Source organism: Shewanella mangrovi (genome assembly GCF_000753795.1).
In the GTDB taxonomy this organism is placed as follows: Bacteria; Pseudomonadota; Gammaproteobacteria; order Enterobacterales; family Shewanellaceae; genus Shewanella; species Shewanella mangrovi.
On sequence record NZ_JPEO01000019.1, the window covers coordinates 34,457 to 61,455 of the forward strand.

26 protein-coding genes are annotated in these 26,999 nt (G+C 46.2%); 11 read left to right on the forward strand and 15 right to left on the reverse strand.

Going from position 1 to position 26,999, the window contains the following annotated elements; genetic code table 11:
- Nucleotides 1–60: 60 nt before the first annotated feature.
- The 4 genes from argA to radC all read right to left on the reverse strand — a co-directional run bounded on the left by argA (nucleotide 61) and on the right by radC (nucleotide 2,842).
- Entirely contained in the window at nucleotides 61–1,377 is a 1,317-nt protein-coding gene (gene argA / locus HR45_RS16455; protein ID WP_037445200.1) for an amino-acid N-acetyltransferase, read from the reverse strand.
- A 248-nt stretch (nucleotides 1,378–1,625) separates the two neighbouring features.
- A complete protein-coding gene (gene rpmG / locus HR45_RS16460; protein WP_006079871.1) occupies nucleotides 1,626–1,799 on the reverse strand; it encodes a 50S ribosomal protein L33 in 174 nt (57 codons plus the stop codon).
- 6 nt (nucleotides 1,800–1,805) lie between these two features.
- Complete coding sequence (rpmB, locus tag HR45_RS16465; protein ID WP_028769274.1) at nucleotides 1,806–2,042, reverse strand: 50S ribosomal protein L28; 237 nt, start codon at nucleotides 2,040–2,042, stop codon at nucleotides 1,806–1,808.
- A 122-nt stretch (nucleotides 2,043–2,164) separates the two neighbouring features.
- Complete coding sequence (gene radC / locus HR45_RS16470) at nucleotides 2,165–2,842, reverse strand: RadC family protein (RefSeq protein WP_037445202.1); 678 nt, start codon at nucleotides 2,840–2,842, stop codon at nucleotides 2,165–2,167.
- A 137-nt stretch (nucleotides 2,843–2,979) separates the two neighbouring features.
- Here radC and coaBC point away from each other — a divergent pair, with 137 nt between their 5' ends.
- The 4 genes from coaBC to folE all read left to right on the forward strand — a co-directional run bounded on the left by coaBC (nucleotide 2,980) and on the right by folE (nucleotide 6,114).
- Entirely contained in the window at nucleotides 2,980–4,194 is a 1,215-nt protein-coding gene (gene coaBC, locus HR45_RS16475) for a bifunctional phosphopantothenoylcysteine decarboxylase/phosphopantothenate--cysteine ligase CoaBC (protein WP_037445204.1), read from the forward strand.
- Nucleotides 4,178–4,639 (forward strand): dUTP diphosphatase, encoded by a 462-nt coding sequence (gene dut, locus HR45_RS16480; RefSeq protein ID WP_037445206.1) that lies wholly within the window; start codon nucleotides 4,178–4,180, stop codon nucleotides 4,637–4,639. Before coaBC ends, dut begins: the two co-directional genes overlap by 17 nt.
- 15 nt (nucleotides 4,640–4,654) lie before the next feature.
- A complete protein-coding gene (gene slmA, locus HR45_RS16485; RefSeq protein ID WP_037445208.1) occupies nucleotides 4,655–5,248 on the forward strand; it encodes a nucleoid occlusion factor SlmA in 594 nt (197 codons plus the stop codon).
- Nucleotides 5,249–5,466: 218 nt separating this feature from the next.
- A complete protein-coding gene (gene folE, locus HR45_RS16490) occupies nucleotides 5,467–6,114 on the forward strand; it encodes a GTP cyclohydrolase I FolE (RefSeq protein ID WP_037445209.1) in 648 nt (215 codons plus the stop codon).
- Between the two features lie 75 nt (nucleotides 6,115–6,189).
- Here the strand turns inward: folE and pyrE are convergent, their stop codons facing one another.
- Nucleotides 6,190–6,831, reverse strand: coding sequence for an orotate phosphoribosyltransferase (gene pyrE, locus HR45_RS16495; RefSeq protein ID WP_037445211.1), 642 nt, complete (start codon nucleotides 6,829–6,831; stop codon nucleotides 6,190–6,192).
- A gap of 26 nt (nucleotides 6,832–6,857) precedes the next feature.
- Nucleotides 6,858–7,571 carry a ribonuclease PH gene (gene rph, locus HR45_RS16500; protein ID WP_037445213.1) on the reverse strand — a complete coding sequence of 238 codons (714 nt, stop codon included), beginning with the start codon at nucleotides 7,569–7,571 and terminating at the stop codon, nucleotides 6,858–6,860.
- A gap of 144 nt (nucleotides 7,572–7,715) precedes the next feature.
- Between rph and HR45_RS16505 the strand changes: the two genes are divergently transcribed.
- The 7 genes from HR45_RS16505 (at nucleotide 7,716) to HR45_RS16535 (ending at nucleotide 13,426) form a co-directional block, all read left to right on the forward strand.
- Complete coding sequence (locus tag HR45_RS16505; RefSeq protein WP_037445215.1) at nucleotides 7,716–8,579, forward strand: YicC/YloC family endoribonuclease; 864 nt, start codon at nucleotides 7,716–7,718, stop codon at nucleotides 8,577–8,579.
- A gap of 194 nt (nucleotides 8,580–8,773) precedes the next feature.
- Nucleotides 8,774–9,994, forward strand: a complete 1,221-nt coding sequence (locus tag HR45_RS16510; protein WP_037445217.1) for a tyrosine-type recombinase/integrase — start codon at nucleotides 8,774–8,776, stop codon at nucleotides 9,992–9,994.
- Nucleotides 9,995–10,010: 16 nt separating this feature from the next.
- Nucleotides 10,011–10,826 (forward strand): hypothetical protein, encoded by an 816-nt coding sequence (locus HR45_RS16515; RefSeq protein WP_037445219.1) that lies wholly within the window; start codon nucleotides 10,011–10,013, stop codon nucleotides 10,824–10,826.
- Between the two features lie 151 nt (nucleotides 10,827–10,977).
- Nucleotides 10,978–11,205: a helix-turn-helix transcriptional regulator gene (locus HR45_RS16520; RefSeq protein WP_037445221.1), complete on the forward strand. Its 228-nt coding sequence runs from the start codon at nucleotides 10,978–10,980 to the stop codon at nucleotides 11,203–11,205.
- Entirely contained in the window at nucleotides 11,198–11,407 is a 210-nt protein-coding gene (locus HR45_RS16525) for a helix-turn-helix transcriptional regulator (protein ID WP_037445223.1), read from the forward strand. Before HR45_RS16520 ends, HR45_RS16525 begins: the two co-directional genes overlap by 8 nt.
- A gap of 216 nt (nucleotides 11,408–11,623) precedes the next feature.
- The gene (locus tag HR45_RS16530; protein WP_037445225.1) at nucleotides 11,624–12,547 is read left to right on the forward strand and encodes a YagK/YfjJ domain-containing protein; all 924 of its coding nucleotides are present in this window, start codon (nucleotides 11,624–11,626) and stop codon (nucleotides 12,545–12,547) included.
- A 225-nt stretch (nucleotides 12,548–12,772) separates the two neighbouring features.
- Nucleotides 12,773–13,426, forward strand: coding sequence for an HGGxSTG domain-containing protein (locus tag HR45_RS16535; protein WP_037445226.1), 654 nt, complete (start codon nucleotides 12,773–12,775; stop codon nucleotides 13,424–13,426).
- A 101-nt stretch (nucleotides 13,427–13,527) separates the two neighbouring features.
- Here the strand turns inward: HR45_RS16535 and HR45_RS16540 are convergent, their stop codons facing one another.
- From HR45_RS16540 to HR45_RS16580, 9 genes are all read right to left on the reverse strand, one after another.
- Nucleotides 13,528–14,436 carry a hypothetical protein gene (locus HR45_RS16540; protein WP_037445229.1) on the reverse strand — a complete coding sequence of 303 codons (909 nt, stop codon included), beginning with the start codon at nucleotides 14,434–14,436 and terminating at the stop codon, nucleotides 13,528–13,530.
- A 26-nt stretch (nucleotides 14,437–14,462) separates the two neighbouring features.
- On the reverse strand, nucleotides 14,463–15,803 hold the full coding sequence (locus tag HR45_RS16545) for an ankyrin repeat domain-containing protein (protein ID WP_037445230.1): 1,341 nt from the start codon (nucleotides 15,801–15,803) through the stop codon (nucleotides 14,463–14,465).
- A gap of 80 nt (nucleotides 15,804–15,883) precedes the next feature.
- Nucleotides 15,884–19,117 carry a type I restriction endonuclease subunit R gene (locus tag HR45_RS16550; RefSeq protein WP_037445232.1) on the reverse strand — a complete coding sequence of 1,078 codons (3,234 nt, stop codon included), beginning with the start codon at nucleotides 19,115–19,117 and terminating at the stop codon, nucleotides 15,884–15,886.
- A gap of 11 nt (nucleotides 19,118–19,128) precedes the next feature.
- Nucleotides 19,129–21,042, reverse strand: a complete 1,914-nt coding sequence (locus HR45_RS16555; RefSeq protein WP_052074809.1) for an RNA/DNA-binding domain-containing protein — start codon at nucleotides 21,040–21,042, stop codon at nucleotides 19,129–19,131.
- A 32-nt stretch (nucleotides 21,043–21,074) separates the two neighbouring features.
- On the reverse strand, nucleotides 21,075–22,253 hold the full coding sequence (locus tag HR45_RS16560) for a PD-(D/E)XK nuclease family protein (RefSeq protein ID WP_037445235.1): 1,179 nt from the start codon (nucleotides 22,251–22,253) through the stop codon (nucleotides 21,075–21,077).
- Nucleotides 22,254–22,268: 15 nt separating this feature from the next.
- Nucleotides 22,269–23,198, reverse strand: coding sequence for a COG2958 family protein (locus HR45_RS16565; RefSeq protein ID WP_037445237.1), 930 nt, complete (start codon nucleotides 23,196–23,198; stop codon nucleotides 22,269–22,271).
- On the reverse strand, nucleotides 23,195–23,977 hold the full coding sequence (locus HR45_RS16570; protein ID WP_037445240.1) for a hypothetical protein: 783 nt from the start codon (nucleotides 23,975–23,977) through the stop codon (nucleotides 23,195–23,197). Before HR45_RS16570 ends, HR45_RS16565 begins: the two co-directional genes overlap by 4 nt.
- A complete protein-coding gene (locus HR45_RS16575) occupies nucleotides 23,978–25,297 on the reverse strand; it encodes a restriction endonuclease subunit S (protein ID WP_052074810.1) in 1,320 nt (439 codons plus the stop codon). It abuts the gene before it with no gap.
- Nucleotides 25,287–26,990 (reverse strand): class I SAM-dependent DNA methyltransferase, encoded by a 1,704-nt coding sequence (locus HR45_RS16580; protein ID WP_037445243.1) that lies wholly within the window; start codon nucleotides 26,988–26,990, stop codon nucleotides 25,287–25,289. The genes HR45_RS16575 and HR45_RS16580 overlap by 11 nt, the downstream gene beginning before the upstream one ends.
- Nucleotides 26,991–26,999 lie beyond the last annotated feature (9 nt).

Here is a 26,999-nt window from a genome sequence, read left to right on the forward strand (position 1 = left end):
CATGGATGAAGTATGAGCGGCATTGACATAATATGTCAATGCCGCTCTACGAAAAATGACTTAAAGGTCTAATGCGAGGATTTTGGAACGACGCTGATAGTTATACAGCTGCTTTTTCTTCGTCGGCAGCGCATCAACATCCACCATTTGGAAGCCATGCTCTAAGAACCAATGAATACTGCGCGTAGTCAGCGCAAACAGGCGAGAATAACCACGTACTTTGGCTTGGTTGACAATGTTTTTCAGCAACAAACTACCACGGTCCATATCGCGATAATCTGGATGAACGACGAGGCAAGCGAACTCACCGGCATTATCTTCTTCAAATGGATACAAAGCCGCACAGCCGATGACCAGCGCATCACGCTCGATAATCATAAACTGCTCGATTTCCATCTCTAACTGTTCGCGGGAACGACGCACCAAGATGCCTTGCTCTTCCAGCGGACGGATCAAATTGATAATACCGCCGATATCAGAAATCGATGCACGACGCAGACGTTCAGCGCTTTCAGTCACAATCTGAGTACCAATGCCATCACGGGTGAACAGTTCCTGCAACAGCGCCCCATCTTCTTGATGGCTCACCAAGTGGCAACGCGGCACACCTGCACGACAAGCATCAATAGCCGCCTTTAAGAAGGCTAAAGTACCACGGTCAGTATCTTGCTCTGCCAGCGATGTCAGCATGCGCTGTGCATCGTTTGGCATCAACTCAGCAATCACTTCACCATTTTCATCCTGCACACCGTGATTCGCGCTGAAACCGATAATTTTATCGGCTTTCAGCTTGATAGCGACTTGAGTCGCCACCTCTTCGGCCGTCAGGTTTAAACTTTCGCCAGTCACGGATGCCGCTATCGGTCCCATCAGGATGATGCTGTTCTTCTCTAACTGCTGTCTCAAACCTTGAGTATCAATACGACGCACTTTACCTGACAGGCAATAATCAATGCCGTTATCCACACCCAACGGCTGCGCAATCACGAAGTTGCCACTCACCACGTTAATTTGTGCGCCTTGCATCGGGGTATTAGACAGGTTCATCGATAACCGCGCTGTGATATCAAACTGCAGCGAACCCGCCACTTGCTTGATGACTTTCAGGCTACTTTCATCGGTAATGCGCACACCTTCATGATAAGCCGGCTCAATGGAATTCGCTTCTAATGCCGCGTCAATTTGCGGCCGTGCACCATAGACCAACACCACTTTGATGCCCAGGCTATGCAGTAGGGAAATATCGTTAACGATTGAGCGAAAGTTGCCATCATCAATCGCTTCACCGCCCAGCATGACGACAAATGTTTTGCCGCGATGGGCATTAAGATAGGGAGCTGAATGACGGAATCCGTCAACCAATTCTGTGGTACGCACCGTTAGTTTCACCTTCTAGCAAAATTCGGCACGTTTACGGACAACGGCCGATTAAACAGGCGCCATGCTAATGCATTTTAATTCACTATTAAAGCATTTATTTTCACTTTTAATGGCAAATCCAATGCGTTAAGGCGCGACTTACAGCGAAAGAATAATGTTAGTGTGCGACGAATATGTGAAAAAGCCAATAAAAAAGCCTCTGTAAAAACAGAGGCTCTTTCAGAATCCAAAAGTAATCGAGTCGATTACTTGATTTTGGCTTCTTTGTAGATAACGTGCTGACGAATTACTGGATCAAATTTTTTGATTTCCATTTTCTCAGGCATGTTACGCTTGTTCTTTTCGGTAGTGTAGAAGTGACCAGTTTTGGCAGTAGATACCAGCTTGATCTTCTCACGATTGCCTTTAGCTTTAGCCATTTTCTATTACACCTTCTCGCCACGGGCACGAAGTTCAGCAACAACTACTTCGATACCTTTCTTGTCGATAATGCGCATACCTTTGGTAGAAACGCGCAGTTGTACGAAACGCTTTTCGTCTTCCAACCAGAAACGGTGGTTCTGCAGGTTAGGCAAGAAACGACGACGAGTTGCGTTTTTCGCGTGCGAACGGTTGTTACCAACCATAGGACGCTTGCCAGTTACTTGGCATACTCTAGACATGTCAATCTTCTCCAAAAACAGTTTTAACGCTCGAGCATTAATGTACCTCGATATGGCCGTCGCCCGAGGCACAAAGAGGGCGCATGTTATACAGGATAATTGAAGAAAGATCAAGCACTCGATCAGTTCAACCATCCGCGTTCGGCAAAGGAGACGATTTCCAGATCCCCTACAACCATGTGATCCAACAGGGGAACATCAATGGTGGCCAGCGCACATTTTAATCGCTCAGTTATTCTTCTATCCGCCATGCTGGGCTCTGCCACACCCGAGGGATGGTTGTGACAGACGATTACGGCACCAGCCTGTTTTTCCAAAGCAAGGCGAACAACTTCTCGCGGATACACTGATGCAGCATCTAGCGTCCCACGAAATAATTCTACGAACTGAATCACCCTGTGCTGACTGTCCAGCAATAATATTGCAAACACTTCATATGCACGGTCTCCCAATTGTCTCATTAAATAGTCACGAGTTAAATCAGGATTTGTCAAAACAGTGCCTCTTTGTAGCTTTTCTCGTGACACTCTGCGCGAAATTTCAGCAGCCGATTGCAATTGAGCGAATTTGACCGGCCCTAACCCCGGAATTCTGCTCACTTGCTGCAATGGGGCTGCGAGGATTTGACGCAGCGAGCCAAACTCAGCCAGCAATGATCGGCCAAGTTCCACCGCATTTTGTCCTGGCAATCCATTACGCAGCAGTACTGCTATCAGCTCCGCATCACTGAGCACTTCCGCGCCGTCACGTAACAGTTTTTCACGCGGCCCTTCCCCGGCCGGCCAATCTTTAATACCCATCTGCGACTCCTTTCGCGATTTCATTGTTTTTGCGGTCGATAATCAAGTATGGCCGATTATTTGCGAGTTGCAGACTGCCCAGTTACCCGTGCTTTATGTTAAGGTTTAACTCTATTTCCTCGTTCAATTTATGAGCTATGAGCCTGAACAATAAAAAGATACTGGTCGGTATCGGCGGTGGCATCGCTGCCTACAAATGCGCAGAGCTGGTAAGACGCCTGAAAGATAAAGGCGCTGATGTGCGAGTCGTCATGAGCCAAAGTGCAAAAGAATTTATCACGCCACTCACCTTACAAGCTGTATCCGGTCATCCGGTCGCCTCGCAGTTGCTCGATCCTTCCGCTGAAGCAGGCATGAGCCATATTGAATTAGGACGTTGGGCAGACTTATTTATTGTTGCCCCGGCAACGGCAAATCTTATCGCCCGTTTTCGCACTGGCATGGCCGATGAACTATTAACAACCCTTGCCTTAGCGACCACCGCACCGTTGGCAATTTGTCCGGCCATGAATCAGCAGATGTATTTAAATGCAGCGACTCAAGAAAACCTAGCGGTACTGCGTCAACGCGGCATGCCGATATGGGGCCCAGCCAGTGGCAGCCAAGCTTGTGGCGAAGTTGGTCCTGGCCGTATGTTGCAACCGGATGAAATTGTTGAGCTCGCTGAGCAATTTTTTGAAGCGCCAATTTTGGCAGGTAAAAAGTTGCTGCTGACGGCCGGTCCAACGCGCGAAGCACTCGACCCGGTGCGTTACATTTCTAACCACAGCTCGGGCAAAATGGGCTTTGCTATTGCCAGTGCCGCCGCCGCTATGGGCGCTGATGTCACCCTCGTCAGTGGCCCGGTGAATCTGACCACACCGGCCAATGTAACCCGCATTGATGTGGAATCGGCACAACAGATGTTTGATGCAGTGATGCAACACATCAACGAGCAAGATATTTTCATCGGTTGTGCCGCCGTAGCAGATTATCGCGCGGCTACCGCGGCTGAACAGAAAATGAAAAAGACGTCTGCCGAGCAAACACTGCAGCTCACCTTAGTGCAAAATCCCGATATTCTTGCCAGCGTCGCGGCGCTGGATGTACGCCCGTACACCGTGGGCTTTGCGGCGGAAACTGACAATGTCGACCAATATGCGAAGCAAAAACTTGCCCGTAAAAATCTCGACATGATTGCGGCAAATGATGTTTCAGAGCAAGGGCTTGGCTTTAACTCTGATAGCAACGCACTGAAAGTTTTTACAAATTCGAGCTGTGAAGAATTACCAGCAACCGATAAACTAGCGCTCGCAAAACAATTATTAAAACTTATCGCTGACAAAATAAATCACCATGAAAACTCCAATTGAAGTCAAAATTCTCGATAGCCGCATTGGTAACGAGTTTCCATTGCCAGCTTACGCCACCAGCGGTAGTGCCGGCATGGATTTACGCGCCATGATTGATGATGAATCGATCACGGTTGCTCCGGGGCAAACCATTCTTATTCCTACTGGTATCGCCATTCATGTGGCCGATCCATCACTCGCTGCGGTTATTTTACCGCGCTCAGGCCTGGGCCATAAAAATGGCATCGTACTGGGTAACTTGGTCGGTTTAATTGATTCTGACTATCAAGGCCCATTGATGGTGTCTTGCTGGAACCGCGGCAGCGAATCCTTTACGCTGAATGCTGGCGACCGTTTAGCACAACTAGTATTTGTGCCTGTGGTACAAGCTCAGTTCAATGTGGTGGAAGAATTTGATTCCAGTGAGCGTGGCGAAGGTGGTTTTGGCCATTCAGGCACCCGCTAAGCAGGTATAAGCAGTATGGCCACAAAAGAGAAATTTAATCGGCGCGAGCATATTTTGCAGTGTCTAGCGCAAATGTTAGAAACCAATCCTGGGCAGCGTATTACGACCGCCAAATTGGCTTCAGAAGTGGGCGTATCCGAAGCAGCACTCTATCGTCACTTTCCGAGCAAAGCACGCATGTACGAAGGGCTTATCGAGTTTATCGAGGAGTCGCTGCTGACGCGTATTAATCTCATCATGGCAGAAGAAAAGGACACAATGCGCCGCTGCCATTTGATGTTGCATCTGCTGCTGGTATTTGCCGAGAAAAACCCAGGGATTTCACGCTTGCTCAATGGTGATGCACTGCTGGGTGAACATGAACGACTGCGCGACCGTATTAACCAGTTGTTCTCCAAAGTAGAGACCCATCTGAAACAAATTCTGCGGGAAAAGACGCTGCGAGAAGGCAAGAAATTCAACTTGGATGAGGCGATTCTGGCCAATATGTTGCTCGCTATTGCCGAGGGCCGCATCACCCAATTTGTCCGCAGTGAATTCAAGGTTAAGCCCACCAGCCATTTCGAAGAACAGTGGCAGTTTATTCAAAATCAGTTGCTGCAGAGTTAATCAACATAGTGCGTTGGCAATAATTGACTAACATCATGGTTGCCACTGACCAGTTATGAGTTTATTCGATGCTAATAACCGCTTTTATAGCGGTTATTTTTTGTCTTTTTTATGTGAATTTACGTGGTTTCGCGCTATGCTTCGCCCCCCGTATATAATGTGAGTATGGTCACATGCTGATACAGCATTCGGGGATGTAAGTCCGAAGGAGAATATCGATGTCATTAAGTGAAGCTGCCATTACCGTCCGTTCTGCATTAGAAGAACGCGGCCTAGAAACCCCAATGGTGCCCTGCACCCTGTCGGCGGATGAGCGGAAAGTAGCGATTGAGAGCCACTTCAGTGAGATCATGAAGCTAATGTCGCTTGACCTGTCTGATGACAGCCTAGCCGACACACCTAAGCGCATCGCGAAAATGTATGTCGATGAGATTTTCTCAGGGCTCGATTATGCCAACTTTCCTAAAATCACCGTCATCGAAAATAAGATGGGATTTGATGAGATGGTGCGAGTGCAAGATATCAGTCTCACCAGCACTTGTGAACACCACCTGGTGACCATTGATGGCACTGCAACAGTGGCGTATCTGCCACGCAAGAAGATCATCGGCCTGTCAAAGATCAACCGCATTGTGCGTTTCTTCGCTCAACGTCCGCAGGTGCAGGAACGCCTAACGCAGCAAGTATTAGTGGCGTTGCAAGCGCTGTTAGAAACCAAAGATGTCGCGGTAAAAATGGATGCCGTGCATTACTGCGTTAAAGCCCGTGGTGTGATGGACTCAACCAGCTCTACCACAACCACAGCTCTGGGTGGCGTGTTTAAATCTAACCCAGCTACGCGTGCTGAGTTTTTGCACCAGGTATAACATCGTCGAAGCCGTATTTTCTGCATAAAAAAGCCTGACACGGTGTCAGGCTTTTTCGTTGCAGGTGTGTCGGTATTAAATACCGTACTGCTCACGATAGGCTTTTACTGATGCCAACTCTGCATCTTTACCTTCGCTTTGCTCAAGATAGGCAATTAAGTCCGCCAGCTTGATGATAGACACAACTTCGCAACCAAAATCACGTTCCACTTCTTGAATCGCAGACAACTCAGCCTTACCTTTTTCTTGGCGATCTAGGGCAATCAATACCCCTGCCAATGAGGCTCCCGCTTGTTGAATGATGTCCATTGATTCACGAATGGCAGTACCAGCGGTGATCACGTCATCCACCAACATAATACGGCCCTGCAGCTCACTGCCCACCAGCGTGCCACCTTCGCCGTGATCTTTCTTCTCTTTGCGGTTGAAGCAATATGGTGTATCCACATCATGGTGATCAGCAAGTGCCACCGCCGTGGTAGTCGCGATTGGAATCCCCTTATAAGCAGGGCCAAAGAGCACGTCGTACTGGATGCCTGCATCCACTAATGCTGACGCGTAGAAACGCCCTAAACGCGCCAGATCACGACCAGTATTGAATAAACCGGCGTTAAAGAAGTATGGGCTTTTACGACCAGATTTCAGCGTGAATTCGCCAAAACGCAACACGTTACGTTCAAGGGCAAATTCAATAAATTCACGTTGGTAAGCTTTCACATTTGCTCCAGATTCAACTAAACCGATTAACTTAACGCGGCCTTTTGCACATCCACAATTTCACGAATACCATGCTTCGCTAACTCAAGCATGGTCAGCAATTCTTCATGGCTGAATGGTTCACCTTCGGCAGTACCTTGGATTTCAATCAGTTTGCCTGTTTCGGTCATCACCACATTCATATCGGTTTCAGCGGCGCTGTCTTCGACATATTCCAAATCAGCAATGGCTTCGCCTTCATAAACGCCAACACTGACGGCCGCAATCAAAAACTTCAGCGGGTTTGCTTTGATAATGCCCTTGGCACGCGCCCAATTTAGGGCGTCAGCTAATGCCACACAAGCGCCTGTGATTGACGCTGTGCGGGTACCGCCGTCCGCTTGGATAACATCACAATCTATCACAATCGTATTTTCGCCCAACAGCTTCATATCAACGGCAGCGCGCAATGCACGACCGATTAAGCGTTGGATTTCCTGAGTACGACCAGACTGCTTGCCACGCGCGGCCTCCCGATCCATACGGCTATGAGTTGAACGCGGCAGCATACCGTACTCAGCAGTCACCCAACCTTGGCCTTGGCCTTTCAAAAAGCGCGGTACGCCTTCAGTGAAACTGGCGGTACACAATACTTTGGTGTCACCAAACTCCACTAATACAGAACCTTCTGCATGAGCAGTGTACTGACGAGTGATAGTTACTGGGCGGATTTGAGCGGGAGCTCGATTACTGGGGCGCATGGTGACTTCCTTCATTCTAAAATTCAGCGTGTATTATAGGGCTTGAGGCTGCCAAGTGCTACGCCAGTCGCTATGTTGCTTTGATCGCTACCGCTGCGGGTTTATAATCAGGCTTTAAATACTTGCCAGTAACAGGACTTACCTATGATCCATAGCATGACCGCCTATGCCCGCATCGAACACAAAGCCGACTGGGGCACAGCTTCCTGGGAACTGCGCTCAGTCAATCAACGCTACCTCGAAACCTATTTTCGCCTACCTGAGCAGCTGCGTTTTTTAGAACCAACACTGCGCGAGACCTTACGCAAGCGTCTTAATCGCGGCAAAGTCGAAGTTAACCTGCGTTACGATCTTGCGGACTCTAAACAGAGTGAACTGACCATTAACCAAGAGCTGGCACAGCAGTTATTAAAGGCGGCACAATGGGTCAAGGATGAAGCCCGTGAAGGTCATCTCAACATCGTAGACGTACTGCGTTGGCCCGGCGTGGTGTCTGGTGCTGAGCAAGATATGGAAGCGATCGGTAATGAAATGTTGACGGTTTTTGGTAAAGCACTCGACCAGTTCCTTGAAGCACGTAGCCGTGAAGGTGCCGCCATCACCGAGATGCTCACCACCCGTTTAGATGCCGTGGAAGCCCAAATCGCTATCGTGCGCGAACATATGCCAAAAGTGATTGAATGGCAGCGAGAAAAACTTACTTCTCGTCTGGCAGAAGTGCAAGGCGAACTCGATTCCGCCCGCATTGAACAAGAGATGGTGTTACAAGCACAAAAGCTCGATGTCGCTGAAGAGATGGATCGCCTAGAAGCTCACGTTAAAGAAGCCCGCCGCATCATCAAAAAAGGGGGCGCAGAAGGCCGCCGCCTCGATTTTATGATGCAGGAATTCAACCGCGAATCTAACACCCTTGCCTCTAAATCTATTTCTACCGAAATCACCGCCGCCGCAGTTGAACTTAAAGTACTTATCGAACAGATGCGCGAGCAGATCCAAAACGTTGAATGATGTTTTTGGTTGTTCACCCAAGTTCTAAAATCCACCACAAACCCTCGATTTAAGAGGGTTTTTTATTTACCTCTGTTTATAGTTGTTCGTGACTGTTAAGATAAAAGTGGTTACTAAAACGGTTACTAGACTCTTTAGTAACCACAAAAACACTCCAAAATTTTAAAATTAGTAACCACTTTAATCGTAACCACATGAATGACAAACAAATTAAAGCACTTATAAAGTCTGGTGAGATAGTTAGGAAACCCGTCGGGGATGGGCTATATATCCGCATACAGACGGCAGGAAAGGCATCTTGGGAAGTGCGCTATACCATTTATGGTAAACGCAAGTTCTATGCACTCGGCCAATACCCGCAAGTGAGCCTCGCGGATGCAAAACTCGAAGCGCTACGTGTGAAGGTTGAAGCAAAAAACGGCATTGACCCACAGGTAGAAAAACAGAAAAACCAGCGCGCGCCGATCAACACCATCAATGAGTTGTTTGAAGACTGGTATCAAGATCTCAGCAAGCGTCTCAAGTACCCAAATATTCCCAAGCGCATTTATGAGAAAGAGATTAAGCCGCTGATTGGTAAGTATCCGATTGAGGATGTGAGCGCGAGAGATATCAGGGACATTATTCAGAAAGTCCAACAAAGTAACCGCCCGACTACCGCTAACGATACCTTGATGTACTGCAAGCAGCTGTTCAACCACGCCTGCAAACTCGACCTAGCAAGAAGTAACCCTGCAAGCCCATTTAATGTGAGTGATGCTGGTGGCATTGAGAAAAGCCGCGAACGCGCATTAAGCCGTGAAGAAATCACCAAGCTATTTACTATTCTGCGCGCTAATCCTGCGGCTTTTACCCGTGACAACTATCTCGCGGTCGCGCTGTTGCTCGCACTTGGCGTACGTAAAAACGAATTGATTGCGGCGAAATGGGAAGAGTTCGACTTTGAAAAGCAGCTATGGCAATTGTCCACCAGCCGTAGCAAAACAGGTGCAGCGATTACCATTCCTCTTGCTGATGCCGTGATTCCTTGGCTAGCAGAACTTAAACAACGGGCCTTTGGCTCCGAGTATCTATTTCCTACCCGTAAAGCGGGTGGCAAGCGGCCACATATATCAGCCGACACCTTAAATCATGCGCTATCCAAGTTATTTGGTAAGCCACTAAATGGCGGCACACGTGACTATCAAAATGCTTTTGAAGAAACAGGTATTGAGCATTTCACCATCCACGATTTACGTCGCAGCTTTCGCAGTTTACTTGCTGAGCTTGGTGTTCCCGGTCATGTGGCCGAACGCTGCCTAAACCACAAATTGAAAGGAGTCGAAGGGATCTACGACCGCTACGACTACCTTGATGAGCGCCGCGATGCGCACAACCTCGTCGCAAATCTTTTAGAGCCAATAGTTAACTTTTAAACTTGGAGATATCGTTTTGTTTCCTAAAAAAACAATTACAGAGCAGCGTGAACAGATACTGAAAACTATCATTCCAGAACTGTTACCCACCAAACTCAAAGCGCTTGGAATTAATCCTCCAAAAGCAGAGCTGAATCTTTTATGGTTAATTGAAAATCAAAATTCCAATTTTCAGTTTTTGGATGGTGTACAAGGTCGTTTTTCCAAGATCTACAAAGCTGGAGTACAGAAGCAAGTTGATTTTCAAGGGCAAGAGTTCAACACAGAAGCAAATGAAGCGGAATACAACCTTGAAATAAGCAAACAATTGCTTGAGCACCTTCTGCTGCACAAGCAATTGGATGTAGAAACCCTTAGTAAGCTAGCCACTGCGCTGTATCTAGCTGGCTACTATTCCGGGGCTCACGATTACAAGACTAATACTGAAAAATATACCGATGATGGTTTTATAGCAACAGTGATCCATCCTCAAAAAGGAGGGAAAGCTAAGTCCAGAAAAACTATGCAAGTGAAATCGTTATGTATGTTGATTGATGAAGAGTTAACCAATGAACTCACCAATGTCTACTATTCTGATGAAGTATTATTCAATGCGTTAGTTGAAGTTCTTAGTGACTTCGCTCTCGCTAAAAATCATTCTGCGACCTTAGAGCAACTAAAAGGCTTTACCAATCGATACCCAGAGTATTCCACGATTAAATCTTGGTTTAATGACCGGCCGGATAGAAATAAACGTCCAAAAACCAATCGCGCCAAAGTGACAAAGAATCGCTTAGTAGAAGAGATTAAGAAAAGATTCCCTCATTCAAGGATTAAAAAACTAATTTCATGAATTGAATAAATTCAATTAGTTACACCAAAAAAATAGTCAGTGTACAGTGCACACTGACTTACTAATCAATCTCAAGTCCGTAAAAATCACTCCCATCAAACGAGGCCGAACAGCCTCAAATAACCTCAGCTAAAAAAGACAGGAGTAATTTATGACCTCAAATACTAAAACCACACAAGACCGTATTGTGCGTGAACCTGAACGTAAGCAGCTCACAGCTATCGGACGCACAACAGCTTGGCAGCTAGAACGTCGAGGACTGTTCCCAAAACGTCGACACCTATATCCGCATAGTGCAGCTATGGGTTGGCTGTTATCAGAACTCAATGAGTGGATAGCCTCCCGCAAACCAGTGAATGGGGGGGCAGTTCATGACTGATAAAGCGCCCAACTATTACGAGATGTATATCGAGGATAATCGACTGGTGAGAAAGCCAGAGATCGAGCATTTATTAGGAATTAAGCGAACAACACTATGGCGTAGGATAAAGAACGGCAAGTTCCCTAAACCAACTTTAATTCAAAGTGGTCGTTCCTATTGGCGCTTTGCAGATATTCATGAATTTTTAGTTAAACGGTAGAGAAATCACTTTGGTAAAAGCAGGCTAAGTCCTGCTTTTTTTATAGCGGCGACTGCAACACATTGAAACACGTCAGAAACGAAAACGTGTCTCTCCGCAATAGCATAAACGCATATAAACCAAGGGATAGCGCCCTAAAACAGACTCAACCAGCAGCGGATATTAAATGATATACCCGCGCAACACCACCGAAGAAGCAAGCATCTGGTTCTAACAATGGAAAAAAACAATAAGCGCAAATCATCTAACAAGAGATTCTGCATAAATCACCACAATCACACTCTCTATGCATACAAAGATCATTGTTATGAAGTCTACCGACCTAAGAACAAAGGCTTAATCAACAAAGTCGTCAAAGCAATCATTGCTGACTACGAGATCATGCTAAGTCACTACAGTCGTGTTCTTGTGGCAAGAATAGATCTTCACCCTAAGTCATTCTCACCAACTAACGAGGCAATTACTCAGTTCTTAGAACAGCAGGTAAAAAAATTGCGTGAACAATATGGCTGTAAAGTGATGTATCACTGCGCTCGTGAGCAGGAGACTTCATACCGCGAGCACTATCACGTTGAACTAATGCTAAGCGGGCACAAAATCCGCCATGCGCACAAACTCCTATCACTGCTAGGTATCGCATGGAGTCAATACTCCGGCGGGCATACCGCACAGGTTCACAATCCATTTTGTCTGGTGTATCGCGGTAACAAATCATCTCTAAGGCCTGCAATCTATCGTTCTAGTTATCTTGCCAAAAAACACTCCAAAGAAAGAAATGGCACAACAAAAGGCTTCATCAGCAATAAATATCCACCAGCGCCCCACTTCGAGCCAAGTAACGATCTGATGCTGGTGGCACCTGATATCACCTACATGAAGCACAAAAAGAAAATTGACTTTAAGAACCTAAATGAAAATGCCCGAGCAGCAATTACTAGCAAACGCCACCCCAGCCCCCATTGCTGGTTTGAAACCTTAGCTCATGAACTGCAATTCAAAGAGTGCCTAGCATCAAGGACTAACGAGCTATTAGCTAAGCCGGATAACGCCTCTCTGTATCGGTCCAGAGATCACGCTCAATATGATGATCACTCTCTAGCAGCCCATGAACCGAAAAATGGATCTCTCAAGATAAGCTGAAGTGATCACCTCATAACGGAAATAACGCCTTGAAAATTAGTGGCTATTCATAAATCGAACAAATGCGAACCGGACCGTGCAGCGCTTACGCCGGGGTTCTTATTCGAAAAAAACCGAAATACAGCAATGTAATTATCATGCTGCAAAACAAAGCCCATGAACCGAAGTAGATCCAATCATAGTGATCCACTCTAATGGATCACTATGTGCGTACAGGAAACCGTAATGGCAAGATTCAACTTAGATAAATTACCCCGTTGTGGTGCGAAAACTCGTAGTGGCGGAACATGCCAACGCTACGGCAACAAAGTGAATGGCCGCTGTAAATTACATGGTGGTCGTTCAACAGGGGCCAAGACCAAAGAAGGCAAACTTGCAGTTCGAGTCAATGCATTGGTTAACGTATTTGTATGGCAGTTCGAAAAAAATTATGACTTGCCAATTTCACAATCCGATTGGGCAAATGCGATCACGGCATATCTGAAAATTGTTGAGCTGAGTAACTCCACCTCCCAACAAAACAGCGATGAAATTACTGAATTAGTCGGCTTGTATCGAGTTGAACTAGAAGCCACCAAGTACTGCATTGCAGAATATGACGGTTTAGATGCGCTTCTTTTGATCCAATCAGCCTTAGATCACTACTACAAAGATACTGCAGCCACGCACCTAAAATTTCATATACACGCGCCTGTGTATCCTGCGCCGTATTTTGATAATTTGAATGGTTCCCAAGCCGAGTTTAGATACATGATGCAATCGATGGCCAATACTGGCGACAAACTATATAACTGCACCACACGACACTATTTGAGCCCAATGCAGAGGATGTTGAGGCAGTATCTGAAAGCCCACAAGAAAAGCAGTGTGAATAATTGATGAACAAAGCGTTTGGGCTGGAGTTGAATTCTGCTCAAATCTGATCTGACAGTGGTACCTGAAAAACGGTAACAGTCAGATCAGGCCTGAGAGAGTGCGACTCAATACACAATTCCATGGAGCCTTGAAGCACATCCATGACAAGTTTCTTTGTCATAAAAGTGACCGACATTCTTTGTTGAGTCACAGTGCTTGCATGTACGAACGAACTCAATCTCATTTCGATGAAACTTGATACGTTCTCGAACTTCCCATGGTTTAATCGTAGCCGGAAAGTGTTCTAAAAAATTATTTCGCGTCACAGGGCTATGAGGTCCCGCCCAAGATAATTGCTTAACATATAAGTTAAATCCCGAATCGGCTTTTTCCACGATAAAACTACCGTCAGAAAGATGCCTTACTCGATCCAAATACTCTGCGCGATAAGGTTGAGTAATTGGCTCACTTTGGCAAATACAATCTGTCCTTATTTCGATCCGACTGTGTCCGTCTTCGCATAGAGCATCATCAATCCAACGATACAAAGGCACATTTACACCGAAAATATTTCTTCCAGCAACTAATCGATTACATTCGTAGCAAAAGAAAAAAGCAAAAGACTCATTCCACTTGCGATAAAGCGTGCTAATACTTCGATATGCTCGATTAGGGTTAACGTTTTTTTTGCGATACAAGACTTTAGTTCTGAAGCCATTCGGAGATATAACATGCGCGACTAAAGAAAATTCGCCCCGCATAGTTAATTTATAAAGAGGTGTTTTCGCTGGTTTCGCTGCCCAGAAATCTTCTGGGGGATCAGACCACATAACCCTCTCAACGATTTGACTCCACTTAACATCTTCAGGAGCCTTGTCACAATGCGGCTCCCTTTGTGCAGGGAGATACTCCTCGCGATGTATCACCCTAGCCAAACTATCTAAATATTCCTTGTCACAATCAAGTTCAACCAACCCTTGCTCAATAAATGAACCAACATTAGGGATAAAATCTATTGTATGTGCTGAGGTCATTTATAAATTCCTTCTACCATTGAGCCTCACATTTGCGTGTAAAACATATCTCTTTCAAATAACTCAATACACTGAATTTGAGCGAAGGATGCTATAACTTCAAAGACGATCGTTGGTGCCATGAAAAACCAATAAAGAGTCTGGAAAGACGTACAGTATGCTAACGGAGTGTCAAATGCTGAGTGCTTTTGCAACTCTGATAACTGCACTTTAAAGGATGCTGGAAATCGATTTTCATAGGTATAAACGGCGAATTCGGCAAATTCCGAACCTTGTCGAGAGAACCGAATATCTGAAATATGTGGTAGAAATCTCACTTTGGAAACACGCACTAAATCATCCAGCAGTGATACATCCACCAGCTTGTTACTTTCTTGACCATTGGCTAGAAAATGTTGAGTACTTTCACACTCCAATTCATATTTAAGCTGTTCAATTTGTTCATTGTTCTCAGCGATTAAATTCTTCAACGCTAAGACACCAAACTCTTGGCTTATCCCATCACTAGCAATGATCTCATGGGCCAATAAACCATTATCCCATGATTCTTCATCTAATATTTTGGTCAAACGACCGAACCATTTAACTCGTAATAAATTTTTCTCGTTCGGATAGCTGTTGTACTGGTATAAGACCCAACTGAGAAGGTTCGGTCCAGACTCACCATTATCAAAAGATGGATTAATGTTTGCGCCTAACGCTAGCAATTGATTCATTGTCTGGTAGTCGTTATTCAAGCAAGCCACAACCATCAAGGTGTGTCCGTCCTCACCATAAGTAGTCTCAGTATCGACACGTAAGAATTGCATGACAGGAACGTATTCTGGCCTACACAGTCTCATTGCAGGTAACATACTTTGATGGGTATTTTCATCAAGAAAAGCTCTGATATCAGCCTCCTCAAGTTCAGCCCACCCTTGAACGTTAACATCAATATCTGGATGCAATAGCAACAGGTTGAATACTTCATCGAATCCACAAGCACAAGCCAATGAAAGTGGACAATGGAGTCCCTCGGAATCAAATACGTTGACCCGCTCTCCCATTGCCATTAACACAATCATCAACTCAAGCTGACTTTGTTCAACCGCCCACATCAAAGGGGATAACTGGTATTCACCATAAGTCGAACTGCTACGATAAATAGAAACACCGTCGATCAATAATTTTGCGGCACTAAAAAATTCACGGTCACGACAAAGCGCTAAGATATCGTCTTCACTGCAAATATGGTCCACATCACCCGCGTTATGAGCGAAAGTAACTAAAACAGACTGAATTTCTTGAACTTTCTTTTGTAGCCAATTTTCCTTAAACAACACTGGCAACTGATGCGTTGCCAACATTGAAGCATCGATACGCTGCATAACTTCCTGTTACCTAATCAATTACAACTCTGATAGACAATTCGATGTCTATCGCTGGTGGCCGAACCTCCAGCACATATTTAAACTGCCGCAGTCCATCCATCAGCCAACGCTTCTGCTTGCTCTAATACCAACTGAATGGCAGCGTCAGCTTGATCTGGCGGATACTTCCAACGGCGCAGTAAACGGCGTACCAAGTTGCGCATTCTGGCACGTACACTTTCGCGCTTTTGCCAATCTACGGTGGCGGATTTTCGTAACTGCTTGGTGAGCTCAATGGCGAGTTGGCGCAGGTTATCGTCACCTAACTCACGTACTGAAGCCTCATTCATTACTAGCGCACGATAGAAGGCGATCTCATCAATAGAGAGGTTCAGCTTGTCCGTCATTTCAGCGTCAGCCTGCATCTCTTTGGCCCACTTGATGAGCTCTTCAATTACCTGTGCGGTTTCAATGCTGCGGTTGTGGTATTTGCGCAGGGTTTCAGTGATCCGCTCGGAGTACGTCCGCTCCTGCACCACGTCGTTTTTCATGCGCGATTTAACTTCATCGCGTAGCAGCTTTTCCAGCAGTTCGACCGCGAGATTCTTCTCCTTCATGTTTTTCACATCTTCGAGAAACTCTTCAGACAACAAACCAATATTGGGTTTATCGAGCCCAACGGTTTTAAAGATGTCTTCCACCCCTTCAGCCACAATCGCGTTGTTGAGGATCTGCCTCAGTACAGAATTCTTCTCTTCATCACTGCGTTTGCTATCCACATTAGAGTGTTTGAGAAATGCGGTTTTGATTGCCGCAAAAAAGGCGATTTCTTCGCGATACTGCTTGGCTTCATCAAGGGTGTTACACAGCGAATAGGCTTTCGATAATGCAGCCATCACGTCTAAAAAGCGGCGTTTACCATCGCGGATTTGTTCGCCTTTACCGTTGGTATGGCTTAACCCGGCAATATGGTTCGCTGCCCCCGCCAATATCTGCAACGGCTTAGTTTCAAAATCTGGGCGATAGTTAAATACCTTGCCATCAACCGGCGTGGCAAACATGCCGCGAATGATGTCGATTTTCTCTTCCAACACGGCAAACGCCTCAGCGGCATCAACGGTTGGAGCTCCTTTACCTTGGCTGTTGGTATAGGTTTTCAGGGCATTTTTCAGCTCATTGGCAATGCCAATGTAATCCACCACCAAACCGCCCGGCTTATCTTTAAACACGCGGTTTACACGGGCAATCGCCTGCATCAGGTTATGGCCTTTCATCGGCTTATCGACATACATGGTGTGGCAACATGGCGCATCGAACCCGGTTAACCACATATCGCGCACAATCACCAATTGCAGCTCGTCATTGGTATCTTTAAAACGCTTTTCAAATAGCTTCTTGGTCTTCTTATCGTAGATGTGCGGCTGTAACTTAGACTTGTCAGCAGCGCTGCCAGTCATCACCACTTTAATAGCGCCTTGCTGAGGATCATCGCTATGCCATTCTGGCTTTATAGCGACAATGGCGTTGTATAAGTCCACGCAAATTTCGCGGCTCATCGCCACTATCATCGCTTTACCGGGGAAGGTTTCAGTACGAGTAGTAAAGTGGGCGACTAAGTCTTCTGCCACTTGCCGAATGCGCGGCTCTGCGCCCACCAGCTTTTCAAGGGTTGACCACTGAGATTTAAATTTCTCACGCGCGGCGGTTTCTTCCTCTTCGCCAATCTCTTCCTCTACTTGATCATTGAGCGCCTCAATCTCATCTTGATTGATGGTGAGCTTCGCCAAGCGGGACTCGTAATAGATAGGCACTGTCGCGCCATCATCCACGGCGTCTTGAATATCATAGATAGAAACATAGTCACCAAACACACCTCGAGTATCTTTATCGTCCTGTGAGATAGGCGTTCCGGTAAACCCAATAAACGAAGCATTTGGCAAAGCATCCCGCATGTATTTGGAATAGCCATAAACATAACGCTGGCCAACAACATTGCCCTGCTCGTCCTTCACATTGCTTAGCCGCGCTTTGTTGCCATACTGACTGCGGTGCGCCTCATCAGAGACCACCACAATATTACTGCGTTCAGATAATTTGGGATGCTCGGTTTCATTATCTAGCAGAGCAAACTTCTGCACTGTAGTGAAGATAATGCCGCCCGATTGACGGTTCAGCAGCAAGTCACGCAGCGAGTCTCTATCCGTGGCCTGCTGAGGCAACTGCTTAAGCGTGTCTTGCGCCATCACAAAGGTGTTATACAACTGCCCATCAAGATCATTTCGATCAGTCACAATCACTAACGTGGGGTTATTCATTTCAGGCTGTTGCAGCAATTTGCTGGCGTAACATACCATCGAGATGCTTTTGCCACTGCCTTGCGTATGCCACACCACCCCGGCCTTTTTACTACCGGGCACAACGCGGTTGGCATAGTTGGCGCGCGGCTCATTAATGCCCTCGCCATTGGCGGCCGCAATCACGGTCGCCTTAACCGCAGCTCTCACCGCATGAAACTGGTGATAACCGGCAATCTTTTTAATCAGCGTTTCGTTATCATTTTCAAACAGAATAAAATAACGGATGTAGTCCAGTAGCAACTCAGGTTTAAAGAAGCCACGCACCATGGTTTCTAGCTGCATTTCTAACAGCGGTTTGTCGTCTTCACTGTTAATGGTTTTCCATGGCAGAAAACGTTCTTTATTGGCAGTCAGCGAGCCCACACGCGCCAACCAGCCATCACTGATCACTATCGCCTCGTTAAACACGAACAAGTCAGCAACTTCATCTTTGTAGGTTTGGATCTGGTTATAAGCCTGCCAAATATCGGTATGTTCGACCGCAGGGTTTTTCAGCTCAATCACCGCAATCGGCAAGCCATTAATAAACACCACCACATCAGGGCGGCGATTACCTTTAGTGCCTACAATGGTGAATTGGTTAACCACCAAGAACTCGTTATTCGACACATTGCCAAAATCTATCAAGCGTACATGGGTATGTTTTGTTACCCACTGGCCGCCTTCAATCACCGAGTATTCAAGTGGCACACCTTCGATAAGGTAGTTATGAAAGCAGCGGTTATTTTTGATCAGCACTGGCGTGTTGGGTGTCGCCACGGTATTAGCGACCTCCAGCAGCGAATCTGCGGGAATTTCTGGATTCAATAACGTGAGCTTCTCCAGCAACCGCTGCTTGAGGATTACTTGGTGGAAGTTTTCTCGCTCTGGCGTATCGCCATCAGGTGCGATGTCGTAACCATTTTGATATTGGTAATCGAGCTCACCAAACCATGCAAGGCACTGTTGCTCTAATTGGTCTTCCGTGATCTGCATTATTTGTCCTTTTAAATCTTGATATATGCCTGCTTGGGATGATTACGGGTTGTCGGATATGCCAAAGCCAGCAAATCGTCTTTAACCAATGGATTTAAATAGTTTTTTCGCAAAGTGTCCGGCTTTTTATCCAACAATTGCGCTAAATCACTTAATGTCACGTAACGCTCTGAACAAATCTCTAAAATTGCCGCCACAATTGCTTCTTTGCCTACAGATTTAGCACTCCCTTTCACGGAGCTCGCAATAGCCTGTAGTTTGGCCCACTCTTGCTGATCTATGCCAGAGTCCGGAGCAACCTCCGGAGTTAAGTCCGGACCTAACTCCGGATTTACCGCTGAAGTAACATTCGAGTGCGGATTTACCACAAAAACATGCTCAGCTAGGAAGCGTCCAGATTCATTATCGGGGGTAGGGATTTCAACATCTGGACAGTGATAAACCTTATTTTTCTGTTCACCAGTTGAAGCAATAATCCCCATTCTTTCCAGCTTAACCAAAGCAATCGTAACCTCACGCGTGTGGGCTGAGGTTTGGGTACAAATTTGGTGATGTGTTAGATAGCTTTCTGAGTAAATCGTAATAACGATAATCCGCTCCAGCTCAGAAAGCTTCGTGAAGACCTGCGGGAATTTTTGATTCAGAAACTCAATCACCTCAGGAGGGTAAAGATCTATCATTTTGAGTTCTAGCAGCGTTTGCTCGTTGGGCTCACTCACCTCACGCAATAACGGCACTTTCCAATGCTGGCTCTTCCAACCATCTAAAATATGCGGGATTCCCGACCCAGCCTGCTCACCAAACTTAATGTAACGGAACATTTGGGCCAGCAAACGATTACGACAATCAGGCTCGCCGCCATTCAGCGCTATCTCAACAGGAACTCGCATTAAGCCGGGGTTACGAAAACCAAACATATCTGGGCGCTTAACCACCAACACTGAAGCTCTGCCGGTATAATCGGCGTGGATAATCACATTGGCTAATGCCTCACGTAAAGCAATATGCACCGGAGTATCTTCTTGTCGAACGCCTTGCTCCAGCCTAAATGGCACCTTCAGGCCGTCCACCAGCTTTCGGTAAACCTTGCGTGAGAAATCATATAGATTGCCAGACCACGTACCATCCAAGGTTACTCGGTCCACCCACCGTAACTCTGTTTTAGCTTCAGGACGTTCCTGATAATCAAGCATGTAATATGGGAACTTTTCTTGTATCGCGGGGTAGATACCAAACATTAGCAATCCGGCAACTGTAGGCCCTTGCATGCCAGTTTCTCGATTCACCCGCCAAGCACCAATCATGCGTAAGAAAGCTTCGTTATCTAACTCATTCCAAGGATGGCCAGGGTTTAAATTTGCATAGGTTTGGCGGTAGATACGCAGAGATTCAAGGTCTAAATCCGCCATAGTAAAATGCACAAGCACTTCATCATCCCGCGAATCTTCAACCTGTTCAGCCAGCATGCGTTTTACTTGCTCATCTGACAGTTTCTGATCCGCCTCATGCAGGCGCTTATAGGTATTTCCGAGAGGATTGCCTTTTAAGAAAACGGGGCGCTGCTGACGTTTGGCTCGGGGAATAAAAATCACCAGTAGCTTTTTGCCGTCGATCTCAATCTCTTGCACCGTTTGATTGGTGAGTAAATTAATACTGACTTTGTCTGGATTATTCGCGGTATTAAACAGATCCGCTTTTACCTTTTCTATCTGTTCAATACCAACGACTGAAAACTGATGATTCTTTTCTTTAAGCCCGAGAACGATATAGCCACCGTCAGTATTGGCCATTGCGCTATAGCTTTCCCACATATCTTTGGGGATAGCGCCCTTACCATCCTGACCTGATGCTAATTTACATTCAATTTCAGCCGACTCACGGAGTAACGCCAACTCGTCTAAATTGTTCAACGCAAATTCAATCACAAAGCGATTTCCCCATATAACCAAACATCGAGCTACACCATAGAATTGGCAGCATAACGACTACGCATCTCAGCACAAAAGGCTTCAAACTCAGGTAACGAAATTAACAACCGCTGCAATTTATCAAGCTGTTCAATAACGCGTATTTCTTGCTGCTCAGCGGTTTTACAGCCTTGCAGTAATGGCATTAACTCGGCATAAATCACCAACGGGTGCCAGCTGTTATATCCAGCATACTGAGTTCTATCAGAAATTTCCCAACCACTAGGTAAAACCTTAGCGATGGCAGACACAAGCTGCTGGTAACACAAGGTTTGCCCAATACCGTGATGCAAACTTCTATCGAGTGAAATGTTCATCACCGCAATAGGGCCTTGTTCAAGTAATTCATGGATCACGTGGTCAGCGGGGTCTTTCATAAAACCACAAAAAACACCGGGTTCCCAAGCTTCATATAAGGAAGGGTTACGCTTTGGAGCATTGAATACCAAGCCAACTCTTCCCCACAGCTTGTCAACTTTGGCCTTTAGCTCAAAATACGGTAACGCTGCTAACGGCCATTGATGCCGCAATGCAGCTTCGCAAATATTGGCTAGCTGTTGATCCAATTTAATGGCGTCTTGGTAGTAGGCAAGAGAAAGTGGATTAATCGGCGTATCGTTCAGCAGACTATGATGATCAAGTAAGGCAATAAATTCCTGCCTTAACCATTGTTGTTGCTCATCCGTTGATGGTAACTGGTTTATCAAATCAGCAATATCCTGCCAGCAAAGGGCAATATCTGGATTCTGCTTATGTTGGCTTCGTCTCGCGGTAATAAGGATGAGCACATATTGAGGGAAGTGAGCCTCCGCATAAGCCCGATAATTGGCTAACTGCTGATCACTCAGTTCACTCCAAACCTTGTGCTCAAATACGAGCGTCCAAGGTTGCTGGTGGTCTTGCCAAACCATGTCAGGATAAACCCCAGCAAAATTCATCTGAGTAGCAATAGTCACCGTATCGGATGCTTGATACGCCCCCAGCTCACAAGCAAGGCTATTAGCGCCAACATTCTTAACTCGCTCTTTGAGTAACGCTAAAAGACCATCTCGGAGCGTAATATCGCTGCGCAGTAACCATGCAAAAGCCTCAGTAATAAAGTTTTCAACTGGGGAGTGGTTGGCGCTAGCGGCGTACTTACTCACGTTAACGAGCAAACTATCCAACATGCTGTTGCTTCCTTGTTATTTATTCCATGCGCTCTTAATCAAACGGCCGGTTTGGTTGTAGATCCCCACTTGCTCAATGTAATGATGAAAGTCGCTGTTTTCAGTCACGATACGGTTGGCCGATTGCCAATCAACATTGGTGCGCTCTTGAGCGGGGATAAGGATCTGGCTATCAAATAGCGAATCGGTATCAAGCAATAACACGCCGATACCATGCAGGCTCGACAGCATTTGCAGTTCACTTTCCACATCGCTGTTAAGCCCTGTCGCCACTAAATAGCCAAAGTTGGCCCAGCTAGAGTTTGATACCGCCTGAAAGAAGTATTTACGCACGTTGCCTTTGGTGAGGTGCTTTTTCACCTCAAACGACCATAAGCGCACTGAGCTGTGATTGCCGCTGCGCACACAACTGCGCACTATTTCATCCCAACCTTGGTCAAGCGGCTCTAGTGCAACTACATCGGGGTGCAGCCAATGATTGCCGCCATTGCCGTGGCTGTTTTTCGATTTACGCTCATCAATACGCTGGCAATACAGCCCCATGTCTTTGTTGAGAAACTCAATCAACATCGGGTAGAGGTCATGCTCGCTGTAGCTTTGCGCCACCAGCGGCGAATCTACCTCTACCACTTCAAGCTCTTCGTGTGCCTCTTCAGCGGCAACCACTTCAGGATTAGCTTGCCAGTAATACACCCTTGGCCGAGGTTTATCGCGAGTTGCCACGTTGGCACAGGCTTTCTTAGCGGCGACGGTTCGCTCACCGCCCACTTCGGCCGCTAGCTGTGCAATCAACTTCTCTTCGGTGTCGTAACGCGGGTTGGTTTGCTTCTCGGCCATCTCTTGCGGATAACGCTGTAAAAAAGCCACCGCTAAGTCGCGTGCAGTGAACTTTTTATCAGGGCTATCGCGCAACGTTTCGATGATCATCTCAACACGGGTAGTCATACGCTCACCTCGGCTAAGTCATCGATGTTACTTAACTCGATTTCGCCGGAAAGCGAGCTAGTATTAGCCTGTTCGATTCGGGTCTCAAAGAACCTAGTTCTCAAAATTCCATTCTTGTAATACCCCTCTCTTGTGAGTGCTTCAAAGTTAGGCTCACAAAAGGCGAGGATACAAAACAAGCCCGCGATAGCTTCAATCACATTAGAATAATTGACGTGAGATTTACGAGCTGAATCAAAATCATGTTTGACCTTATTGTAAGCAGTCCACCAAACAGGGGTATTGTAACCTTTGGGGTAGCGCGTACTATCACTACGGTAATCGGAGTGATTATGCGCGAGCATTTCTTTCAACGATACAAATGGTCGATAATCAGTATGTTGCTCTTTTTCTTTTCCCTGAAAATTAGCAGAATGGTAAAAGGTAACCTCTCGACTGAGGAGATTAAACAACTCAGCATTTACACATGCAAATTTAGGGAAGTTACCGATAGATCGATTGCCATTACCGTCAATTTTTAATTCCTGTGTATTTCCTTTCTTGTCCCAAATTTTTGATTTGATAGCACAATCCCATAACTCGGAGTTTTTTACACTCGAGGAGCTTGTAGCCATTTTCACCAAATAAGATTCAATGATCGGGCAAGCCTGTAGTAACAGCAGGACTAATTTGTGGGAGTAGATATTCTTGTGCTTATCTGAATAATCTATTACAGACAAAAACTTAGTGAGTTCATCCTCTATGCTTAGAAATAGTGAAAAATAGTCTTCATACCTCATTTAAAGTTCAACCTCCCCACTCAAAAGCTTAGGAAGTAGCGTGTCACGAAGCTCCGACAACGTTGCATTCTCTAGTTGATTTGACAACATTTTTTCCATTAATCCGCTAATGGCATTATGAAACGCTTCTAGCACATCAGGCGTTGGACGAACAAGAACCACCTTAGAAAAGGTACTTGTATTCATATTTAGTGTTGCGCTGCCACCGCTAGCCAAATCATGGAAGTGTTTATTAAGTCCTTTGAAGTAAAACAGCAGGTAGTAAAGTGAATTCTGGTCTTTAGGAACAACAGAGTTAATTTGTTGATTTGTGTGGCTTGGTTTCGTTGTTATAAAAACTTGACCAACCGTTGCTATACAACTCACGCAGATACTATTTTCTGGGATACGCTTCTTAGGCTGTGATTCATCACCAGCCTGCGTCAATGTATCCGAAGTCTCAGTGATAAATATCTTGCCGTGGGTATCTGGAATCTTAATAAATGGGACATTACCACCATAAAAATTGGCATTTGTCTTTGATGGTGTTTTGCCACAAATGACGTCACCAAAGTCTTTGATTGACGCAATATTCCAACCTTCCGGTATCAAACCTAACTCGCTCTCAACGAGCTTATCGGGGAAAAGCGAGGCAGTGGCTTCATCCATACCTTGTGGCTGTTCGCCATTCATTTTGGCTTTGACGGGGTCGAAATCGACAAACCATGATTTGAAGATGGCTTGCGCCATGGCTTCTAGGGTTTGGTTAAGCTGAGTATTAATTGTTATTTTCTTAGATATAGATCCGATATGATTAACAATTGCATTTCTAATCTCTTTTCCTGCCCATGCTATTGGCAAGTTTGCTACATCGCTTAAGTTAAAAGTAGGTTGAGCTGTTGTATTCACCCAAGTATCTAAATAATATCGAACCAACTGACTTTGAAGAGCAATTCGAATGTACTCTGAATCTGAGGTCACAGGTATAACACCAACAGCTCTAGAACAGTTGAACCCCTCATAGTCACTTGGGGCAATAGAAACTTTGCCGAAATTAGCGCCGACAAGAGTTAATAGTATTTCTCCGCCTTTTAAGGTCGAACGCTTAAATTTTTCATGAATACTTCTAGCTACCTTAAATGAAATATCATGTCCTTGAGCATCAGCGAGGACATCACCAGAGTTGACCATTGGTACGCCATCTTCATCATGCTTTCCGGGTTGAACAATTCCGTAGCAAATACCTCTTTCAGCATCAACCAATTCACCAAGAGTTTTCCAAGACCAACCAATGGGCAAACATGGTAAGTCAGGTGGCAATGAAAATTTATTAGATGCCATAACCCAACCCCGCTAGGTTCTTCTTAATCTCCGCTTCTAGCTTGGCGGATTCAGCAAACTGCTCACTGAGTTTGTCGGTCAAGCTCGCCATCTTTTCGGCAAATGGCATGCCATCATCAGCTTCATCAGCTGCGCCAACATAGCGACCCGGTGTTAACACAAAGTCGTGCTTGGTGATCTCTTCCAGCGTGGCGGATTTGCAGAATCCGGCTTGGTCTTCATAACTCACGCCGTTAACGGCTTCGCCAGTTTTCCATGCGTGGAATACGTCAGCAACCTTGGCGATATCCTCCGTGGTGAAGTCACGCAGCACACGGTCTTTCATGTAGCCAAGGTTGCGAGCATCGATAAACAGCACTTCACCTTTGCGATCACGCAGCTTGCGATTAGCTTTATCGGTACGGGCGCCTTTGTTGTTGGTTAAAAACCAGATACAGGCGGGGATTTGGGTGTTGGTAAACAGTTGCCCCGGCAGTGCGACCATACATTCCACTAAGTCGTTGGTGACGAGGTTCTTGCGGATTTCACCTTCGTTATTGGTGGTGGAACTCATTGAGCCGTTCGCCAGCAGCAGCGCTTGTGAGCCATTGGGCGCAAGGTGCGACAACATATGCTGTAACCACGCAAAGTTAGCGTTACCCGCTGGTGGCGTTCCGTACTTCCAGCGTGGGTCGTTTTCATCCACGCCCACGTTCCATTCGCGCATGTTGAATGGCGGGTTGGCCATGATGAAGTCAGCGCGCAGATCGGGGTGTTGGTCATGGGTATAGGTACTGGCGGGCTCTTTACCGAAATCGTAATCCAAACCACGGATTGCCATATTCATCGCCGCCAACTGCCATGTGGTGTGGTTGTATTCTTGGCCGTAAATGGAAATTTTTTGCTTTTGGGTTAATGGGTCAACCGCATGTTGCCCGGCGTGACGCTCAATAAACTTTTCTGACTGCACAAAGAAGCCACCGCTGCCCATGGCCGGGTCATAGACGCGGCCTTCAAACGGTTCAATCATTTCGACAATCAAGGTCACAATCGACGCAGGCGTGTAGAACTGGCCGCCCTTCTTGCCTTCTGACAACGCAAACTGACCGAGGAAATACTCGTACACATGGCCGAGAATATCTTTGCTGTTAAGGGTTTTGTGGTTGAACGGAATGGTGGCGATAAGGTTAATCAGCTCCACCAGCTTGGCTTGGTCAATACGCAGGGCTGAATAGGTTTTGTTGAGCACACCTTTAAGCTTAGGGTTATCGCGCTCAATGCCCTCTAAAGCGGTATCAATTAAGTGACCGACTGAAGTGATTTTCTTGGGTTTACCGGCAATAGTGAGTTCGACAGAGCCAATCGCCAGCGGGGCGTTATTCTGCAAGAACGACCAACGTGACTCTGGTGGCAACCAAAACACATTTTGCTCGGTGTAGTAATCGCGTTGTTCAAGCTCTGCGGCGATTTCCGCCGCCAGCTCGTCGGCTGAGAGGCCATCAGGATCAAGGTAGTATTCGTGCTCAGGATCGGCGAGCTCAGCTTTAATCTCATCTTGGCGCATGCTAAAGGCGTCAGACACGTATTTAACGAAGATCAGCCCCAATACTGCGTGCTTGTATTGGGCGGCATCGAGCGTGGCACGCAGCTTATCCGCCGCATTCCACAACTTGCTTTCGAGTTGATGCAAAAATTGTTGTTCGAGTTCATTCATTGCAATGTG

Excerpts from the sequence above, each read along its gene's own strand:
- dut (WP_037445206.1), top strand. The coding sequence starts at position 4,178 with ATGAAAACTCCAATTGAAGTCAAAATTCTCGATAGCCGCATTGGTAAC.
- HR45_RS16510 (WP_037445217.1), top strand. The coding sequence starts at position 8,774 with ATGAATGACAAACAAATTAAAGCACTTATAAAGTCTGGTGAGATAGTT.
- HR45_RS16580 (WP_037445243.1), bottom strand. The coding sequence starts at position 26,990 with ATGAATGAACTCGAACAACAATTTTTGCATCAACTCGAAAGCAAGTTG.
- HR45_RS16575 (WP_052074810.1), bottom strand. The coding sequence starts at position 25,297 with ATGGCATCTAATAAATTTTCATTGCCACCTGACTTACCATGTTTGCCC.
- HR45_RS16520 (WP_037445221.1), top strand. The coding sequence starts at position 10,978 with ATGACCTCAAATACTAAAACCACACAAGACCGTATTGTGCGTGAACCT.
- HR45_RS16550 (WP_037445232.1), bottom strand. The coding sequence starts at position 19,117 with ATGCAGATCACGGAAGACCAATTAGAGCAACAGTGCCTTGCATGGTTT.
- radC (WP_037445202.1), bottom strand. The coding sequence starts at position 2,842 with ATGGGTATTAAAGATTGGCCGGCCGGGGAAGGGCCGCGTGAAAAACTG.
- folE (WP_037445209.1), top strand. The coding sequence starts at position 5,467 with ATGTCATTAAGTGAAGCTGCCATTACCGTCCGTTCTGCATTAGAAGAA.
- rph (WP_037445213.1), bottom strand. The coding sequence starts at position 7,571 with ATGCGCCCCAGTAATCGAGCTCCCGCTCAAATCCGCCCAGTAACTATC.
- coaBC (WP_037445204.1), top strand. The coding sequence starts at position 2,980 with ATGAGCCTGAACAATAAAAAGATACTGGTCGGTATCGGCGGTGGCATC.
- HR45_RS16570 (WP_037445240.1), bottom strand. The coding sequence starts at position 23,977 with ATGAGGTATGAAGACTATTTTTCACTATTTCTAAGCATAGAGGATGAA.
- slmA (WP_037445208.1), top strand. The coding sequence starts at position 4,655 with ATGGCCACAAAAGAGAAATTTAATCGGCGCGAGCATATTTTGCAGTGT.
- HR45_RS16505 (WP_037445215.1), top strand. The coding sequence starts at position 7,716 with ATGATCCATAGCATGACCGCCTATGCCCGCATCGAACACAAAGCCGAC.
- HR45_RS16535 (WP_037445226.1), top strand. The coding sequence starts at position 12,773 with ATGGCAAGATTCAACTTAGATAAATTACCCCGTTGTGGTGCGAAAACT.
- HR45_RS16560 (WP_037445235.1), bottom strand. The coding sequence starts at position 22,253 with ATGTTGGATAGTTTGCTCGTTAACGTGAGTAAGTACGCCGCTAGCGCC.
- HR45_RS16540 (WP_037445229.1), bottom strand. The coding sequence starts at position 14,436 with ATGACCTCAGCACATACAATAGATTTTATCCCTAATGTTGGTTCATTT.
- HR45_RS16565 (WP_037445237.1), bottom strand. The coding sequence starts at position 23,198 with ATGACTACCCGTGTTGAGATGATCATCGAAACGTTGCGCGATAGCCCT.
- HR45_RS16545 (WP_037445230.1), bottom strand. The coding sequence starts at position 15,803 with ATGCAGCGTATCGATGCTTCAATGTTGGCAACGCATCAGTTGCCAGTG.
- rpmB (WP_028769274.1), bottom strand. The coding sequence starts at position 2,042 with ATGTCTAGAGTATGCCAAGTAACTGGCAAGCGTCCTATGGTTGGTAAC.
- HR45_RS16530 (WP_037445225.1), top strand. The coding sequence starts at position 11,624 with ATGGAAAAAAACAATAAGCGCAAATCATCTAACAAGAGATTCTGCATA.
- rpmG (WP_006079871.1), bottom strand. The coding sequence starts at position 1,799 with ATGGCTAAAGCTAAAGGCAATCGTGAGAAGATCAAGCTGGTATCTACT.
- HR45_RS16525 (WP_037445223.1), top strand. The coding sequence starts at position 11,198 with ATGACTGATAAAGCGCCCAACTATTACGAGATGTATATCGAGGATAAT.